Origin of the sequence: Streptomyces griseosporeus (assembly GCF_014656055.1) — a bacterium.
GTDB classification, from domain to species: domain Bacteria; phylum Actinomycetota; class Actinomycetes; order Streptomycetales; family Streptomycetaceae; genus Streptomyces; species Streptomyces griseosporeus.
Window position 1 is genome coordinate 728578 of sequence record NZ_BNBR01000005.1, and the last position, 17494, is coordinate 746071.

Annotated in this window: 15 protein-coding genes; 4 read left to right on the top strand and 11 right to left on the bottom strand. The window is 72.2% G+C overall.

What is annotated here, in order from left to right; translation table 11 throughout:
• Positions 1-11: 11 nt before the first annotated feature.
• Both IE308_RS26440 and IE308_RS26445 read right to left on the bottom strand, forming a co-directional pair.
• Positions 12-3092 carry an NACHT domain-containing protein gene (locus tag IE308_RS26440; RefSeq protein WP_190219794.1) on the bottom strand — a complete coding sequence of 1027 codons (3081 nt, stop codon included), beginning with the start codon at positions 3090-3092 and terminating at the stop codon, positions 12-14.
• A gap of 74 nt (positions 3093-3166) precedes the next feature.
• Positions 3167-3832, bottom strand: coding sequence for an HAD family acid phosphatase (locus IE308_RS26445; RefSeq protein ID WP_190219795.1), 666 nt, complete (start codon positions 3830-3832; stop codon positions 3167-3169).
• Positions 3833-4284: 452 nt separating this feature from the next.
• On the opposite strand from IE308_RS26445, the gene IE308_RS26450 reads away from it, so the two are divergent.
• A complete protein-coding gene (locus IE308_RS26450; protein WP_110629589.1) occupies positions 4285-5013 on the top strand; it encodes a M23 family metallopeptidase in 729 nt (242 codons plus the stop codon).
• Between the two features lie 13 nt (positions 5014-5026).
• Here IE308_RS26450 and IE308_RS26455 read toward each other — a convergent pair whose 3' ends face one another.
• The gene (locus IE308_RS26455; protein WP_190219796.1) at positions 5027-5617 is read right to left on the bottom strand and encodes a TetR/AcrR family transcriptional regulator; all 591 of its coding nucleotides are present in this window, start codon (positions 5615-5617) and stop codon (positions 5027-5029) included.
• A gap of 121 nt (positions 5618-5738) precedes the next feature.
• On the opposite strand from IE308_RS26455, the gene IE308_RS26460 reads away from it, so the two are divergent.
• Positions 5739-7331: an MDR family MFS transporter gene (locus IE308_RS26460; RefSeq protein ID WP_190219797.1), complete on the top strand. Its 1593-nt coding sequence runs from the start codon at positions 5739-5741 to the stop codon at positions 7329-7331.
• 300 nt (positions 7332-7631) lie between these two features.
• On the opposite strand, the gene cseC is transcribed toward IE308_RS26460, so the two are convergent.
• From cseC to IE308_RS26490, 6 genes are all read right to left on the bottom strand, one after another.
• The gene (cseC, locus tag IE308_RS26465; protein ID WP_190219798.1) at positions 7632-8975 is read right to left on the bottom strand and encodes a two-component system sensor histidine kinase CseC; all 1344 of its coding nucleotides are present in this window, start codon (positions 8973-8975) and stop codon (positions 7632-7634) included.
• Positions 8976-8992: 17 nt separating this feature from the next.
• Positions 8993-9697 (bottom strand): two-component system response regulator CseB, encoded by a 705-nt coding sequence (gene cseB / locus IE308_RS26470; protein WP_190219799.1) that lies wholly within the window; start codon positions 9695-9697, stop codon positions 8993-8995.
• Between the two features lie 97 nt (positions 9698-9794).
• A complete protein-coding gene (locus tag IE308_RS26475; RefSeq protein ID WP_110629593.1) occupies positions 9795-10448 on the bottom strand; it encodes a hypothetical protein in 654 nt (217 codons plus the stop codon).
• The gene (locus IE308_RS26480) at positions 10436-10975 is read right to left on the bottom strand and encodes a SigE family RNA polymerase sigma factor (RefSeq protein ID WP_110629594.1); all 540 of its coding nucleotides are present in this window, start codon (positions 10973-10975) and stop codon (positions 10436-10438) included. The genes IE308_RS26475 and IE308_RS26480 overlap by 13 nt, the downstream gene beginning before the upstream one ends.
• 275 nt (positions 10976-11250) lie before the next feature.
• Positions 11251-12216 (bottom strand): iron-sulfur binding domain-containing protein, encoded by a 966-nt coding sequence (locus IE308_RS26485; protein ID WP_308440128.1) that lies wholly within the window; start codon positions 12214-12216, stop codon positions 11251-11253.
• A gap of 128 nt (positions 12217-12344) precedes the next feature.
• Positions 12345-12767: a winged helix-turn-helix transcriptional regulator gene (locus IE308_RS26490; RefSeq protein WP_229909115.1), complete on the bottom strand. Its 423-nt coding sequence runs from the start codon at positions 12765-12767 to the stop codon at positions 12345-12347.
• A 110-nt stretch (positions 12768-12877) separates the two neighbouring features.
• Here IE308_RS26490 and IE308_RS26495 point away from each other — a divergent pair, with 110 nt between their 5' ends.
• The gene (locus IE308_RS26495; protein ID WP_190219800.1) at positions 12878-13762 is read left to right on the top strand and encodes an alpha/beta fold hydrolase; all 885 of its coding nucleotides are present in this window, start codon (positions 12878-12880) and stop codon (positions 13760-13762) included.
• A 75-nt stretch (positions 13763-13837) separates the two neighbouring features.
• On the top strand, positions 13838-14683 hold the full coding sequence (locus IE308_RS26500) for a hypothetical protein (RefSeq protein WP_190219801.1): 846 nt from the start codon (positions 13838-13840) through the stop codon (positions 14681-14683).
• Positions 14684-14801: 118 nt separating this feature from the next.
• On the opposite strand, the gene disA is transcribed toward IE308_RS26500, so the two are convergent.
• Both disA and radA read right to left on the bottom strand, forming a co-directional pair.
• Positions 14802-15926: a DNA integrity scanning diadenylate cyclase DisA gene (gene disA, locus IE308_RS26505; protein ID WP_110629599.1), complete on the bottom strand. Its 1125-nt coding sequence runs from the start codon at positions 15924-15926 to the stop codon at positions 14802-14804.
• A gap of 80 nt (positions 15927-16006) precedes the next feature.
• Positions 16007-17416, bottom strand: coding sequence for a DNA repair protein RadA (gene radA, locus IE308_RS26510; protein WP_110629600.1), 1410 nt, complete (start codon positions 17414-17416; stop codon positions 16007-16009).
• Between the last annotated feature and the right edge of the window lie 78 nt (positions 17417-17494).

Below are 17494 nucleotides of genomic sequence, written 5' to 3' on the forward strand. Positions count from 1 at the left end.
TTTTTCGTCGTTCAGAAGAGGTACGGCCGGAAGGTCTGGACCGTCACCTCGGCGTCGGGAAACAGCGCCTGGAATCCGACCGGGTCCAGCGTCGCGGACAGCTGGTACGGAAACAGCCTGACCCTGCGCACGCGCGGACAGCAGCGGGTCAGCGGCGACAGATCGGTGTCCTCCCGGACCTGCGACACGAACAGGTCCTCCACCACCGGCAGGTGCGCGGCGGACGCGAGTCCGGCGACCTGATCCGCCCCGATGCGCAGGCTGTTCAGCCGGGGGAGCCGCGCGACCTCGGCCCAGTCCTGGGCCGTCAGCGGCCCGACGTCGTCACAGATGAGGACGTTCAGCGACGTCCACCGGCTCAGGCCGCGCAACCCGGCCTCCGCGACGGCGTCCCCGTTCACCCTGAGCCAGGTCAGCGGAGCGTCCTGCGGCAGAGCCGCCAGCCCGTCCGGCAGGCGGGTCGCGACGGTGAGGCTCTGGAGGGTGCCGAGCCGGTCCAGCCCTTCCGCCCCACCCAGGTCCTGCACGTTCAGGCTGATCAGACCCAGCTCGGCCACCGGTGACAAATCCTTCAGCCCGGGACAGCGCGCCAGAGTGAGATGCCGGATGGAGCGTCGCTCGGCCAGCGGGCGCAGGTCGCTCAGCAGGGCGTTCTCGTAGAAGCCGAGGTACTCCACCTGCTCGGGCAGCACCCTCAGCACGTCCGCCGGAAAGTGGTCGCCCCGCACCCCGAGCCGGGTCCGGGCGCCGAGCCGGGGCAGGGCCCGCACCTCCGCGGGGGTGCCGGGGAAGATGAACAGGTCGCCGGTGTCCACATGGGCCAGCACCTCGTCGGCGTACACCTCGGTGTCGAAGCGGTGCCACGCCCGGGTCAGATTGAGCCGGACCCGCTCCGCCGGGTGCTCCCGGTAACGCGCCAGCACCGGCACCGCCGCGTCCGTGCCGACCAGCACGGCCGTCGCCGTGACCGCCTCGGCCTCCTCGTCGGACAGCCCCAACGGGCCCGGTAACAGCTCCAGGACCAGCGGCCCGACCGCCGCCAGCTCCTTGACCTCGGTCTCCGTCCGGGGCGGCAACAGGGTCGCGGCCACCTCCTCGACGCGGCGCCGTACCGCCGGGTCGAGCTCCGTGGCGTGTTCCAGACAGGCCATGGCCAGCAGGTGGACGCGCTTGTCGGAGGACGCGGTCAGCGCGTCGAGCAGTTCGGCACGTTCGCGGGGGCGGGCCTGGGCCACGGCCATGCGGATCACGTCCGACCACTGGTCGTCGGCGGCGTGCTCCGCGAGCAGGCCGAAGTCGCCGGCTTCCACGGCGGCCCGCGCGCCCAGGTAGTCCTGGAAGGTGCGGTGCACGAAGTGGATGGTGTCCGGGGCGGGGGAGAGCAGCAGGCCGGTGCGGATGAGGAAGTGGTGGAGGACCGCGCGAGCGTCCCCGAGGACCCGCACGGCGGGGATCGCCGGGAGCACCTCCGCGATGATCCGCTCCGCGCGGCCGCCGTCCAGCTCGGTACGGCCGTTGCGGATGAGCCAGTAGGCGAGCCGCTGGAGGACCTGGAGCTGAGGTTCCTCGCTCAGCTCGGGCACGGCGATCGCGCGTTCGCGGTCCCGGCGTACGAGAAGCATGGACAGCGCCGCGTCGTACAGCTCCCGGCGGCCGTGCGGCAGGTAGCCGCGCCGGTCGCGGTGGAGGGCGCAGAGCAGGCCGCACATCAGGGGGTTGGTGGCGAGGCGGCCCAGGGCGGGCGTGGTGCGGACGGCGTCGATCAGCTGGGTCTCGTAGGCGGCGAGGAGCGCGTCCTCCTCGGGCACGCCGGTGGCGGCCGCCCGGTGCCAGCGGCGGATGAACGCGGCCACGTCCGGCGCGGTCATCACGCACAGGCTCAGCTCGCTGAAGCCCTCGGCGGCGAGCCAGTTGCCGCCGACGGCCGACGGCCGGGAGGTGACCAGCCAGCGGTTGCCCGGGTACGTCTCCACGAGGTCGCTCAGCCAGGTCCGGGCGGCCGTGCGCTCGGCCTCCGGGACCTCGTCGAGGCCGTCCACCAGGACGAGTCCGCGGCCGCCGGCCAGGACGCGGTGCTCCCAGCCCTCCGGCTGGGTGCCGGCCAGCGGGCAGCCGACGGCCGACAGGAACCGTGCGGGGGCGGGGAGGCGGTCGCCGTGCCGGGTGAGGGTGCGCAGGGGGAGCACGAACGGGATCCGGCCGGTGAGATAGGCCGTACGGCCGCTCGGTCCGGTCGCCGCCGACACCGCGAGCCACTGGATCAGCGTGGTCTTGCCCGATCCGGCGACCCCGTGCAGCAGCACCCGGTCATGGCCGGACAGGGCCTGGTCGGCGGGAAGCGGGATGGGCGCGGCCGTCGCTCGCTCGAACGCCGGTTCACTGCCGTGGCCGGTCACGTCGAGGCTGAGATAGGCGGCGTCCAGCGGCCAGCGCGCGGGGGAGGCGACCAGATCGATGCCGTAGATCGTGAGCCTGCCGTGCTTTCTGGCGATGTGGTCGAGGTAGTCGCGTTCGAAGGCGGTGTCCCGGGCGCCGGGGCGGGGCGTGCGCGCCAGCAGTTCGTCGACCTTGGCGATGAGGTCAGCCTGCGCCCGGGTCTGCTCGACCAGGGTGCGGGCGACAAATGTGGAGCGGCGGGTGAAGAACTCCAGGATCTGCAGGCAGGCCCACTCCGTCGCGGAGTCCAGGAAGAGCAGGGCGTCGTCCGACAGCCCGTCCGCCGGGGGTGCCTGCCCGCGCAGCAGGCCGGCCAGGTCCCGGTGGCCGAGCCGTACGGCCTGGACGTCGTCCATGTCCAGCTCGCCGAGGGCCAGCAGGCGGTGGGCCAGCGCGTCGGCCACGGCGATCCGCTCGGCGGGCGGGAAGGGGCGTTCGCCGGGCGAGTCGATCGCCTGCTGGACGAGGTGTTCCGCCAGCTTGTGGACGTCCTTCTCGCCCAGCGTGCGTTTCTCCCCGCGGAAGGACACCAGGTCCTTCAGCCGTACGGGCCGGTCCACCAGCCCCGCGCCCGGCCCGTCGGCCACGAAGAGCTTTTTCACCAGCGTGCCGACCAGGCTGGACGCCAGTCGGCCGCCGAGTAGCGCGGGTTCCATCCGCCACCCCCCACCGGAACCGCCCCCAGTGTTCCCCCTGAGCCTTCCGCGATCGGAGGGTGCCTAGTCCGGGATCAGGACAGCTGTCCGTCGTAGTCCGGCAGTTTGAACGTCCGCTCGGCGTGGCCGCCCGACAGGTCGGTGGCGCTGTTGCCGATGTTCGCGATGATCGTGTAGCCCTTGGCCTCGATGGCGGCGCGCTGGGCGGTCTTGTACGCGGCGACGTCCTTGAACAGGTCGAAGAGGCCACGGACGTACAGGCCGGAGACCCGGTAGCCGTCGTACGTCAGGTTCCACTCGGTGGGCGCGGAGAGGATGCCGGGGCGGGCCGTGACGAAGAACAGGGCGACGCCGTGCTCCTGGGCCCAGCGGGCGACCTGCAGGACCGGCTTGTTGGCCGGCTGCGGGTAGCTGAAGCCGAAGTCGGTCTCCAGGGTGGTGTTGTCGATGTCGAAGACGATCGCCTGCTTCTCGCCCGGCCGGGGCTGGGCCGCGCGCTGCTGGACGTAGGGCAGCGCCTGGTCCATGACGGCCTGGCAGTCCTGCTGCCAGGTGCCGTAGTCGACCTTCGCGGAGGCCGCGGTGGGTACGCCGGAGGCCGCGGTGGTGGTGCCGGAGGCCGTCGTGGAGACGCCGGGGGCGGCTGTCGCGGCGTCGGCCGGGGCGGCCATCGCCACGAGGGCGGTCGCGGACACGGCGACCAGGGATGCGCGGTGCCACCAGGTACGTCGGCTGGTCATGTGGGTGGGGGGTCCTCTCCGTCCGGGCGTGCTGTTGTCGGGTGCATGATCGGTGGTGAGGGTGGCGCGAGAGGAACCGTAGGGTTACCGGACGGTAAGTGGCTAGAGGTCTGCGCCACATTCGGGCCGTCGCGGATCCCGGTGCCCGGTGACATGCCGCACAGGCGATTTGTCCGTTACTAGGCGGAATAGTGGCAGCGAAGATCACCGCGAACTATGGCAAAAGGGGCATCACGCCTGGAATTGCCAGGCCGCTTTCCGCTTTTGGGGGCGATTTGTCCCGAGTGCTGGCTCTGTCAAGAAGTCGGGAGCTTTGAGCTGATCCACTAGGTTCCGTCGTAGATCACACGTTTGGGCCTGTGTGGGCGGCGGGGTTACCAAGGATGAGCCCATCCGGCGGACGCCTTGTGCGTCGGGTGGCTTTTCTCTGTCCCCGCACCCCTGAGGTTTCGATGTTCCAGCGCGTCACGTCCCGCACGTCCCGTACGTCCCAGCTCCGCACCCGCGCCGCCGTCCTGGCCGCCGGACTGGGAGCCTCGGTCGTGCTGGGGGCCGGGGTCGCGGCCGCCGCCGATGCCACGTCGGCCACCAGCGCTGCCGCGGCCGTCGAGGCCCAGGCCGTCGCCCAGGCCAAGGCCGCCAAGGAGGCGAAGGCCGCCGAGGTCGCCGCCGCCAAGAAGGCCGCCGCCGCGAAGAAGGCGGCCCTGGCGAAGGCCGCCGCGAAGAAGGCCGCCGCCAAGAAGGCCGCCGCCAAGAAGAAGGCTTCCTGGGTCGACCCGGTGAAGCACTACAAGCTCTCCGCCAGCTTCAACCAGGCCGGCGGCATGTGGTCGCACCGCCACTCCGGCCAGGACTTCGCCGTCCCGACCGGCACCAACGTCGTCGCCGCCCACGGCGGCACCGTGGTCAAGGCCGGCGGCAACGGCGCCGGTGACGGCCCCGCCTACGGCAACGCCATCGTCATCAAGCACGCCAACGGGACCTACTCGCAGTACGCGCACCTGTCCCGTATCGACGTGCGGGTCGGCCAGGTCGTCGCCACCGGCCAGCACATCGCGCGGTCCGGCAACACCGGCAACTCCAGCGGCCCGCACCTGCACTTCGAGATCCGTACGACCCCGAACTACGGCTCGGCCGTCGACCCCGTCGCCTTCCTGCGCGGCAAGGGCGTGACCGTCTGACCCGTGGCCGGCCTCAGGCGCCCTGGTGCGCCTGGGTGACCAGGTCGGTGGCGACCTCCAGGACCGCCTTGCGCTTGTCCTCGGGGTCGCCTTCGACGTCCTGCAGGACGAACATCCCGGCGTGCAGTGTGAACATGGCGCTGACGCAGCGGACCTTGTCGATCAGCTCGGCATCCGGGTCGATGAGGATGTCCCGCAGGCGCAGCATGCGCTCCTTGAACACCTCGCCGATGCGCAGTTCCCGGACGGTCGCCTGGTTCTCCTGCATGAAGCGGAAGAGCGGTGCCGCACCGGCCAGGGCCTCGCTGTAGCGGCGTACGATCTCCTGCTTCGTGGCGAGGGTGTGCGGCTGCTGCCGGCCCCACTCGATCAGGTCCTCGATCGGCCGGGTGAGGTCCTCGAAGAGGCTGACGAGGATCTCTTCCTTCGTCTTGAAGTGGTAGTACAGGGCCGCTTTGGTGACGTCCAGGCGCTCGGCGATCTCGCGCAGGGAGGTCTTCTCGTAGCCCTGGTCGGCGAAGAGTTCGAGGGCCACGTCCTGGATGCGCTGGCGGGTGTCCCCGCGGCGCCGCTGCTGGTTGGTGCCGTCCATGGTGCCGCCCATCCTCCTACTGCGCCCAGCCCCCGGGAAACTTACTTGACGCCCGGCTAGTTAGGCGTCTACCTTCCAGTGTAGACAACTAGCCGGGCGGCAAGTAAGTAGCACTCGTGGGGGAGTGGGAACGATGGCGGACACAGCGACGACAGAGCAGACGGCACCACAGGACGCGGGCAAACAGCCCAAGAGCGTCCGCGTCGTGCTGCTCGCACTGATGATCACGATGATGCTCGCGATGCTCGACAACATGATCGTCGGCACCGCGATGCCGACGATCGTGGGCGAGCTGGGCGGGCTCGAACACCTCTCCTGGGTCGTCACCTCGTACACCCTCGCCACCGCGGCGGCCACGCCCCTGTGGGGCAAGATCGGCGACATGTACGGCCGCAAGGGCACGTTCATGGCCTCGATCGTGCTCTTCCTGGCCGGTTCCGCGCTCAGCGGCATGGCCCAGGACATGGGCCAGCTGATCGGCTTCCGCGCCGTGCAGGGCCTGGGCGCCGGCGGTCTGATGGTCGGCGTCATGGCGATCATCGGTGACCTGATCCCGCCGCGGGAGCGCGGCAAGTACCAGGGCATGATGGCCGGCGTCATGGCGCTGGCGATGATCGGCGGCCCGCTGGTCGGCGGCACCATCACCGACCACTGGGGCTGGCGCTGGGCCTTCTACATCAACCTGCCGCTCGGCGTCGTCTCGCTCGGCCTGATCAGCGCCGTCCTGCACCTGCCGAAGAAGCGGGCGCAGGCCCGCATCGACTACCTGGGCGCCGGGCTGCTCACCATCGGCATCACCGCGATCGTGCTCGTCACCACCTGGGGCGGCACGGAGTACGCCTGGACCTCCGCGCGGATCATGGAGCTGATCGGCATCGGTGTCGCCGCGCTGATCGGGTTCGTGTTCTGGCAGACCAAGGCCGCGGAGCCGGTCGTGCCGCTGCACATCTTCCGCAGCCGCAACTTCACGCTGATGTCGCTCATCGGCTTCATCACCGGCTTCGCGATGTTCGGCGCCACGCTGTTCCTGCCGCTGTACCAGCAGGCCGTGCAGGGCGCGTCCGCGACCAACTCCGGCCTGCTGCTCCTGCCGATGCTCGGCGCGATGCTGGTGACCTCGATGGTCGCCGGGCGGGTCACCACCAACACCGGCCGCTACAAGGCCTTCCCGATCGTCGGCGGCGTCCTGATGGTCGTCGGCCTGTACCTGCTGTCCCTGATGGACACCGACACCTCGCGGCTGACCTCCGGCCTCTACATGGCCGTGCTCGGCGCGGGCATGGGCTGCCTGATGCAGATCACCATGCTGGTCGCGCAGAACAGCGTGGAGATGAAGGACATGGGCGTCGCGTCCTCCTCCACCACCCTGTTCCGCACGCTCGGCTCCTCCTTCGGTGTCGCGATCATGGGCGCGCTCTTCAACCACCGCGTCCAGGACGTCATGGCCGAGCGGGCCGGCTCGATGGGCGCGAAGATCACCGAGCAGTCCGCGCAGCTGGACGCGGCCAGCCTGGCCAAGCTGCCGGCCGCGGCCCGCGAGGCCTACCAGCACGCGGTCTCCTCCGGCACGCACTCCGCCTTCCTGCTGGGCGCCGCGGTCGCCGTGATCGTGCTGGTGTCGGCGCTGTTCGTGAAGGAGGTCCCGCTCAAGGGCGCGGGCCCCGCCAAGGGCGACAACGCGCAGGACGGCACTGCGGCCCAGCCGCCGGTCGTCGAGGCGGTCTGAGCAACGGCTCGGGTCGCTGAGGCGGCCGAACGGCAGGCAGCCGAGGCGATCTGAGCAGCGGGTCGCGAGGCGGTCTGAGCAGCGGGTAGCGGAGGTGGCCCGGGCGGCAGGCGGCTGCGGCGGTCCGAGCGCGCGGCCGTGCGGCGGGCAGCCGAGGCGGTCCGAGCGTGCGGTCCGAGCAGCAGACCGCCGAGGCCGCCCGAGCAGCCGGCCCGGAGAATCGAAGGCCCCCGGCGGGTGTCCGCCCCGGGGGCCTTCCCCTTGCCCGGCCGATGTCCTGGCCGGGACCTTGGCCGAGGCCTACGGCAGCATCGGGTAGCTGCCCGTGTTCGTCGGTGCGTGCTCCGGCAGCCACAGCACGGCGACCGCGCCCTCGGCGGGTATGTGCGGGGGCGCGCCCGCGGGCCGGATGTTGCGGAAGGTCAGCCGGGCGCCCAGCACCCGGGCCTGGCCGGCGGCGATGGTCAGGCCGAGGCCGTGTCCGTGGCCCGCGCGGTCGCTGCTCCCGGTGCGGAACCGGCTCGGTCCCTCGGCCAGCAGGTCCTCCGGGAAGCCGGGCCCGTGGTCGCGGACCCGGATGACCCGGCCCTCGACGGTGACCTCGATCGGCGGCTTGCCGTGCCGGGCCGCGTTGGCCAGCAGGTTGAACAGCACGCGCTCCAGGCGGCGCGGGTCGGTGGTGACCTCCGACTCGTGCACCACCCGCACCTCGACGTCCGGGTCCTTCGCCGCCACCCGCCGGGCGACGAACTCGCCCAGCATGATGTCCTGCAGCTCCGCCCGCTCCGAGGCGCCGTCGAGCCGGGCCACCTCCAGCACGTCCTCCACCAGGGTCCGCATCGCCTTGGCCCGGTCCAGCACCAGCTCCGTCGGACGGCCCGGCGGCAGCAGCTCGGCCGCGGTCAGCAGCCCGGTCACCGGCGTACGCAGCTCGTGCGCGATGTCGGCGGTCACCCGGCGCTCCGCCTCCAGCCGCTGCTGCAGGGCGTCCGCCATCGCGTCCACCGCGCTCGCCAGGTCGTCGGTCTCGTCCCGCACGACCCCGCCGATGGCGTCCCGCACCCGCACGTCCGGCTCGCCCTTGGCGACCCGGTTGGCGGCGGCCGCCGCCTTGCGCAGCCGGCGCGACAGCTGGGCGCCGATCAGCACGCCGAGCGCGCTGCCGCCGACGACCACCGCGATCGAGCCGATCACCAGGGCCTGGTCGAGGTCGTTGAGGATGTCCGTGCTGCGGTTGGTGAACCCGGTGTGCAGCGACAGCACGTGCCCGTCCTTCACCGGCACGGCCGCCCAGATGTCCGGCGCGCCGCTCCCGCGGTCGGTGACGTACGTCGCCCGACGGTTGTCCGCCATCTCCCGCCGCAGCTCGCGCGGCAGGGTCGGGTCGTCGATCTTGATGTTGGGGAAGTTCGGCCGCCCGGACAGCTCGTAGTTGCGCTGGGCGATCTTGACGCGGTCGTCGGCCAGGTCGCGGGCGTTGTCCAGCATCGACACCCGGGCGGCGTTGTGCACGACCAGGCTGAGCACGATCGTGACCAGCGCGCCGACCAGGGCGATGGCCGCGCTGAGCTTCCACCTCAGTCCCGTACGGATCTCCGCCCGCTCCACCCTGGCCGGGAGCAGGCGCCGGAAAGTCCCCCGCATGTCGCTGCCCGCCCCGCTCAGGCCTTGAGCTTGTAGCCGAAGCCGCGGACCGTCTCGATGCGGTCCTGGCCGATCTTGGTGCGCAGACGCTGCACATGGACGTCGACGACGCGGGTGTCCCCGCCCCAGCCGTAGTCCCACACCCGCTCCAGGAGTTTGTCGCGGGAGAGCACGGTGCCGGGCGCCGAGGAGAACTCCAGCAGCAGCCGCATCTCGGTCGGGGTCAGCGCCACGGGCTGACCGGCGCGCCGCACCTCCATGCCCTCGGTGTCGATCTCCAGGTCGCCGAAGGTCAGGAGGCCGCCGGCGGCGTCCGAGGCCGCCTCGTCCGCGCGGTCGCCCCCGCCCGCGTGCCCGAAGCGGCGCAGCACCGCGCGGATCCGGGCGACCAGGACGGCACCGTCGAACGGCTTGGTCACATAGTCGTCCGCGCCCGCCTCCAGGCCCAGCACGACGTCGATCGAGTCGGCACGTGCGGACAGCATGATCACGGGGACGGTGGACTCGTCGCGGATGCGCCGGCACAGGCTCACGCCGTCCAGGCCGGGCACCATCACGTCCAGCAGGGCGATGTCCGGACGGTCGGCCCGGAACGCCTCCAGCCCCGACAGCCCGTCGGGCATCGCGGTGACCGCGAAGCCGTCCCGCTCCAGGGCGAGCTGGGTCGCTTCGCGGATGACGTCGTCGTCCTCGACGAACAGCACGTGTGTCTGGTCTGCCATCCGGGTGCTCTCAGTCCTCGTGTCGGTCTCGTACTGCCCTCACCCGTTCATCGGATCCGGCGGTCCGATCGGTTCACGCAGGCGGGGAGAAATCTCGTCAGTTGTCCTCGGCCGGTGCCGCGCCGGCCGAGCCGACGGCGTTGCTGTAGCGGGTGCGGTGGGTGTCCCGTGCGATGAAGCGGCCCGCGATCCAGGAGTAGGTCGTGACGGTCTCACCGGACGGATTCGACACCGGATCACCCTTCTCGTACACCTGCTTGGTCACCGTCAGGTCGCCGCGGTCGATCTCCGCGTAGACCGGGGACTCCTCGGCCTTGAACACATTCTGGTAGCCGCCGTCCTCCTCGCGGTACACGTACGACCCGACGCCCACGGCGTCCCCGCAGGTCAGCACGTTGACCACGACGTCGTCGGCCGAGCCGCCGGTGAGGTTCCCGTACGACACGTCGACCGGGTACTCGTCCCCCACGCACGGTTCCAGGTCCCGCTTGACGGCCGCCGAGACCTGCGGATCGTCCTTGACGAGCCGCACCGGGTCCACCTTCTGCGGCGTCGCCGACGGGGTGGGCGAGGTGGCCGCCGCCGGGCCCGCCACCGAGTCGGCGTGCGCGGGCCCCTCGTCACGGGCTCCGGTGCCGCCGGTGCCGCACGCGGACACCGAAAGGGCGACGGCGGCGAGCACGGCCACTGCCGCGATCGCCGCCTGGTGGGTCCGGTCCGGGCCGGGCCCCGCGTCGGTCAGGCCGCGCAACGCTCCCGCTCCTCACGCTCCAGCGCGCGTGCGTCGAGGTCGCGGGACTCCAGCTCCTCGCGGAGCCGGGCGAGCGCCCGGTGCAGCGTGCTCTTGACCGTTCCGGCCGACATGCCGAGGGCGGCGGCCGTCTCCTCCGTGGACATCTGCTCCCAGTGTCGCAGCACGACCACGCTGCGCTGCTTCGGGGCGAGCACCTTCATGACGTCCATCAGCAGGGCGCGGTCCGCGTGCTGCTCGGTGTTGTCGTCCACACAGGCGTCCGGGAGCTGCTCGGTGGGCACTTCCTCCAGCTTGCGGGCCCGCCACCACTCCGTCCGCGTGTTGATCATGACCCGGCGCAGGTAGGCGTCCGCGAGCCGCTTGTCGGCGATGCCGTCCCAGCGGTGGTACGTCCGCACGAGGGCGGTCTGGAGCAGGTCCTGGGCGTCGACCGGGTCCGGCACCAGCCGGCGGGCGCTGCGCAGCAGCGCGTCCTGCCGGGTACGGACGTACTCCTCGAACTCGAGCACCTCTCCCTGCGCCATGATCAACCGCCTCCGCTTCCCCGCTTTTCCCCGTTTCCCGACGAACCTGTCGCCGTCGGGCTTCACTGCCTGTGGGTCTGTCACCGTCCCGGTCCACCGGGCACGCAAAGGAAGCTACGGAGGGGTTGTCACGGCACTGTCCGAGGAAGCGCTCGGCTGTCGATCGGCTGTCCGTCGGTTGTGTAACGGAACGACGAACCGGACAAAACGGTCGGATACTTGGTGCCGCTTCCGGCGGATTTGCCTGTCGGGCGGCCCTGCCGGGTGAATTCCCGTCAGGTCAGCGGCAGCCGGTACAGACCGCCCGGCAACGGCTCCACCAGACCGTCCGCGACCAGACCGTCCAGGGCACGCGCGCGTTGCACCGGCTCGTGCCACACCCGGTCGAGGTCGGCCTGCGGCACGGGCCCGTGCGCCTCGCGCAGCACCGCGAGCAGCTTGCCCCGCACCTGCCGGTCCGTACCGGCGTACGTCTGACCGCGCCGCGGCGGCCCGTCGTGCTCCGGCTTGCCCGCGAGCCGCCAGGCGCACTGCGCGGCGATCGGACAGCGGTGGCAGGCCTCGTTCTTCGCCGTGCACACCAGCGCCCCGAGCTCCATCGAGGCGGCGGCCCAGCGGGCGGCCGTCCGCTCGTCCTCGGGCAGCAGGGCGCGCGCCAGCCGCCGTTCGGCCGCCGTCGTGGCGTTCGGCGGGTACTGCACACCGGTGACGGCACGCGCCAGGACCCGGCGCACATTGGTGTCCAGCACGGCGTGTCGCTGCCCGTACGCGAAGGACGCCACCGCCGCCGCCGTGTACTCGCCGATCCCGGGCAGCGCCAGCAACTGCGCGTGGTCCGACGGTACGTCGCCGCCGTGCCGTTCCGTTATGGCGACCGCGGCACCGTGCAGCCGCAGCGCGCGCCGCGGGTAGCCGAGCCGGCCCCAGGCGCGCACCGCCTCACCGGGAGCCTCCTGGGCCAGGTCGGCCGGACGCGGCCAGCGCGCCAGCCACTGCTCGTAGACCGGCAGGACACGGTTGACCGGCGTCTGCTGGAGCATGAACTCGCTGACCATCACGCCCCAGGCGCCCGCCTCCGGGCGCCGCCAGGGCAGGTCGCGCGCGTGCGCGTCGAACCACGCGATGACGGGGGAGTGCAGCAGGTGCCCGGAGGCGCCGTCGGAGCCGGCGTCGGGGGTGCCGGCAAGGGCGTCGGCGGGGTGGTCGGCGGGGCTGTGGGGGAGCTTCGTGGGCGCAGTCATGGCGGTTCCGATCCTGCCATGAGGCGGCACGCGCGCGTGCGTACCGACGACAGGCGGGGTGGCGCCCGCCGAAACGCGCGCCCCCCGTTCCGCCCCGACCGCGTCGCTACTCGGCCCCGACCTCGTCGCTACTCCGCCCCGGCCTCGTCGCGCCGCCGCGCTTCGCCGTCCTCCCGCAGGTTGTTGGCCTCGATCTCCGCCATGTGCTCCTCGGCCCACGCGCGCAGGCCGGCCAGCCGCTCCTCCAGGGAGAGGCCGAGGCCGGTCAGCCGGTAGTGCACGCGCGGTGGCACGGTCGGCTCGACGCGCCGGGCCACCAGGCCGTCGCGGGTGAGGCTCTGCAGAGTGCTGGAGAGCATCTTCTGCGAGATCCCCGGCATGCGCCGCTTCAGGTCGGCGAAGCGGACCTCGCCCGGGGCCGCCTCGGCCAGCACCTTGACCGCCATGGAGGTCCACTTGGTGCCGATGCGGTCGAGGAGACGGCGGGTGGGGCACAGCGGGTCGAACAGATCCCCCCGCCTGCCGCCGCCCGCGCCGGTCGCCTTGGTCACCTGCAGCTCACCACCTGACGCAGAAGTGCCTTCTTGGGCGGATCAGGCTAGTCGCCTAGCGTGAGCTTGTCACCTTTGGTAACCGCCCTCGGTCGTACTGGAGTGTCCCCGTGCCCGACCCCGAAATCCGCCGTATCCCCGTCAACGGCACGGACCTCAACGTCGCCGTCGCCGGTGAGGGCCCGGCCGTGCTGCTCCTGCACGGCTTCCCGCACACCTGGCAGCTGTGGACCGACGTCATGGCCGGCCTCGCCGACCGGTACCGCGTCATCGCCCCGGACCAGCGCGGATTCGGGGCGAGCACACGGACCGCGTCCGGCGGCGACGCCGGAACGCTGGCCGACGACGCCGCGGCCCTGCTGGCGGCGCTCGGCGAGACGACGGCCGCCGTGGTCGGCATCGACGCGGGCACCCCGCCCGCCTTCCTGCTGGCGATGCGCCGCCCCGGCCTGGTGCGGCGGCTGGTGCTCATGGAGTCCCTGATCGGCCGCCTCCCCGGCGCCGAGGACTTCCTCGCCGGTGGACCGCCGTGGTGGTTCGGCTTCCACGCCGTGCCCGGGCTCGCCGAGACCGTGCTGCAGGGCGCCGAGGACCGGTACGTCGACTGGTTCCTGGACGCCGGCACCCTCGGCGCGGGCGTACGCCCCGGGATACGGGACGCGTTCGTACGGGCGTACACGGGCTGGGAGGCGCTGCACAGCGCGTTCGCGTACTACCGCGCGCTGCCGGAGAGCGCCGCGCAGATCGAGCGGGCCGTGTCCCAGGACCGGCTGACCGTGCCGACCCTGGCGGTCGGCTCGCACCCCGTCGGCGCCGCGCTCGCCCGCCAGTTGCGCCCCTTCGCCGACGACCTCACCGAGCATCTCGTCGCCGACTGCGGCCACATCATCCCGCTGCACCGCCCGGCGGAACTGCTCGCGGTCCTACGGCCCTTCCTGGCAGGGCACTTGCCGAGGACAGCGGCGGTGCGCCGCCCCGGGACGGTTCCGGGATGATGATCCGGAAAAGAATGTGACTCCACGCGGCGGGTGGCGCGGGTTGGCGCGTCGATCTCTCGTACAGTTTGCGCCGTGGGATCTCTGCGCAATCCGGTCGGGCCGCTTCCCTCCTCCATCTACTGGCGTCGGAGGGTCGTACTGCTGTCTGTGCTGGCGCTGTTGGCGCTGCTGATCGCATGGATCGCGACCTCCGGCGGCGGAGGCGGCGGCAACCACGCCGGCGGGTCCAACGGCAAGAATCCCGCACCCTCGATCACCCCGGGACCGTCCGGTTCCGGACCGGCGATCACCGAACACCCGGGCGGACGCGACGAGTCGAGCGGCGGCGACAGCGACGGTTCCGGCTCGGGCGGCGGCTCCGCCTCGGGCGGCACCGGGTCGGGCGGTTCCGGTGGACCGGACGGCACTGCGGGCGGTGACACCGGTGCGTCCGGCGGCGGTTCGGACGACGGCGCCAACGGCAGCGACGGGGGCGACGGCGGTACGGGCGCGGTGCTCCCGGCCGGTTCCACGCTCCCCAACTGCACGCCCGGAGCGGTGTCGTTGAGCCTGAACAGCGTCCGCAACACCTACGCGCCGGACCAGACGCCGACCTTCCGCCTCGTCGCGAAGAACTCCTCCGGCAGCGACTGCAAGGTCGACCTCGGTCCGCGCAGCGCGGTGGTGACCATCACCCAGGCGGGCGGCGACGACCCCTACTGGTCGTCCTCGGACTGCCCGAAGGGCGCCGGCAGGCTGCTCTACCGGGTCCCCGCGAAGAGCAGCATCACGTACCTCGTGAAGTGGGACCGCAAGCCGAGCGCCCCCGAGTGCGGGACGCCTCCGGCGGGCTCGGCCAAGCCGGGCACCTACCTCGTGGAGGCCAAGGCGCCGGGGTACGCGAAGACGCAGACGTCGTTCGTGCTGGCCGCGGACTGACACCCGGCCAGGTCCGCCATCGGCACCGGCGCGGCGTCCGCAACGGCTCCCGCATCCGCACCGGCGCGGGCGTCAGCACCGGCGTCGGGGCCGGAACCGGAACCCGCGCCGGAACCCGTCAGACGTACCGCTCCAGGATCGACGACTCCGCCAGCCGCGACAGCCCCTCGCGGACGCTGCGGGCGCGGGCCTCGCCCACGCCGTCCACCGTCTGCAGGTCGTCGACGCTGGCGGCGAGCAGCTTCTGCAGGCCGCCGAAGTGCTCGACCAGGCGGTCGATGATCGCGCCCGGCAGCCTGGGCACCTTGGCCAGCAGGCGGAAGCCACGCGGGGAAACGGCCGTGTCGAGCGCCTCGGGGGACCCGGTGTAGCCCATCGCGCGGGCCACGGTGGACAGTTCGAGCAGCTCGGCGTGGCTGAGCTTGTCCAGCTCGGCCAGCGCCTCCTCGACCGTGCGCGAGCGCTTGGCGGTGGGCTCGGGGACGTAGTCCCGCACGACCAGCTCGCGCTCGGGCTCGACGCCCGCGATCAGCTCGTCGAGCTGGAGGGCGAGCAGCCGGCCGTCGGTGCCCAGCTCCACCACGTACTCGGCGATCTCGGTGGCGATGCGGCGCACCATCTCCAGGCGCTGCGCGACCGCCGAGACGTCCCGGACGGTGACCAGGTCCTCGATCTCCAGCGCGGACAGCGTGCCCGCGACCTCGTCGAGGCGGAGCTTGTACCGCTCCAGCGTGGCGAGGGCCTGGTTGGCGCGGGACAGGATCGCCGCCGAGTCCTCCAGGACGCGGCGCTGCCCGTCGACGTACAGGGCGATCAGCCGCATGGACTGGGAGACGGAGACGACCGGGAAGCCGACCTGCTTGCTGACCCGGTCCGCCGTGCGGTGCCGGGTGCCCGTCTCCTCCGTGGGGATCGTCGCGTCCGGCACGAACTGCACGCCGGCCCGGAGGATCTTCGACAGGTCCGAGGAGAGCACGATGCCGCCGTCCAGCTTGCACAGCTCGCGCAGCCGGGTGGCGGTGAACTCCACGTCCAGCACGAAGCCGCCCGTGCACATCGCCTCGACCGTCTTGTCGGAGCCCAGCACGATCAGACCGCCGGTGTTGCCGCGGAGGACCCGCTCCAGGCCGTCACGCAACGGCGTGCCGGGTGCGACGGCACTCAGCGAGGCGCGCATCAGGCCATCGGAACCGGCACTCCCACCGGACTTTCCGGGAGCTGCTGCCCGGTCGTTGGCTGCCACTGCACTCCTCCGGTCGCAGGTTCTGAAGCGCCCCGTTTCGCGCACTCGGTTCGTACGGACGGGCGAGACCAGGGCAAAGTCTACCGGCGCTCCTCCGCCTCCCGTGGGGCCTCTCGGCGACGCGAGCGCGGCAGCACCCGCAGCGCGTCCCCTATATCGGCGACTTCCAGGACCTTCATACCGGCCGGAACCCTGCCCGGATCGCTCGGCACGAGCGCGTGCGTGAAGCCCAGCCGCTGCGCCTCCGCGAGCCTGCGCTGCACGCCCGTGACCCGTCTGACCTCGCCCGCGAGGCCTACCTCGCCGATCGCCACGAGATTCTTCGGCAGCGGGGTGTCGCTGGCGGCGGAGGCGAGGGCCAGGGCGACGGCGAGGTCGGCGGCGGGCTCGGAGAGCTTCACCCCGCCGACCGTCGCGGAGTAGATGTCCCTTTTGCCCAGGCTGCTGATGCGGCCGCGCTGCTCCAGCACCGCCAGCATCATCGACACCCGGGACGTCTCCAGGCCGGAGGTGGTGCGGCGCGGGGAGGGGATCTGCGAGTCGACGGTGAGCGCCTGCACTTCGGCGACGAGCGGACGGCGGCCCTCCAGGGTGACCGTCAGACAGGTGCCCGGGACCGGTTCGTCACGACGGGTCAGGAAAAGTCCGCTCGGGTCCGCGAGGCCCGTGATGCCCTCGTCGTGCAGTTCGAAGCAGCCGACCTCGTCGGTGGCGCCGTAGCGGTTCTTGACGCCCCGTACGAGGCGCAGGCGGGCGTGGCGGTCGCCCTCGAAGTGCAGGACGACGTCGACGAGGTGCTCCAGCAGGCGGGGACCGGCGATCGCGCCGTCCTTGGTGACGTGGCCCACGAGCAGCGTGGACATGCCGCGCTCCTTGGAGGCGCGGATCAGGGCGCCCGCGACCTCGCGCACCTGGGCCATGCCGCCGGGCGCGCCGTCGATCTCCGGGGAGGCGACGGTCTGCACCGAGTCCAGGATCAGCAGGGACGGCTTGACCGCGTCCAGATGGCCGAGGACGGCGGCCAGGTCGGTCTCGGCGGCGAGATACAGGTCGTCGTGGAGGGCGCCGATGCGGTCGGCGCGCAGGCGGACCTGGCTGGCGGACTCCTCGCCCGTGACGTAGAGCGTGCGGTGCTCCTCGCTCGCCGACTTGGCCGCCACGTCGAGGAGCAGGGTGGACTTGCCGACGCCGGGCTCGCCCGCGAGCAGCACCACCGCGCCGGGCACGAGACCGCCGCCGAGGACCCGGTCCAGCTCCGGCACGCCGGTGGAGCGGGCGGTGGCCCGGCGGCCGTCGACCTGGCCGATGGGGAGCGCGGAGGTGGTCACACGGCCCGGTGTCGTCGTACGGACCGCGGGCGCGCCGTACTCCTCGACCGTGCCCCAGGCCTGGCATTCGGGGCAGCGGCCGAGCCACTTCGCCGTCTGCCAGCCGCATTCCGTGCAGCGGTAGGAGGGACGGTCCTTGGTGGTCTTGGTACGGGCAGCCATGGGGAAACCGTAGCCGCCGCCACTGACAGCGGGCCGCGCCTGTGGACAGGGCGGTGACGCGCGGGCCGGTTTCCCGGG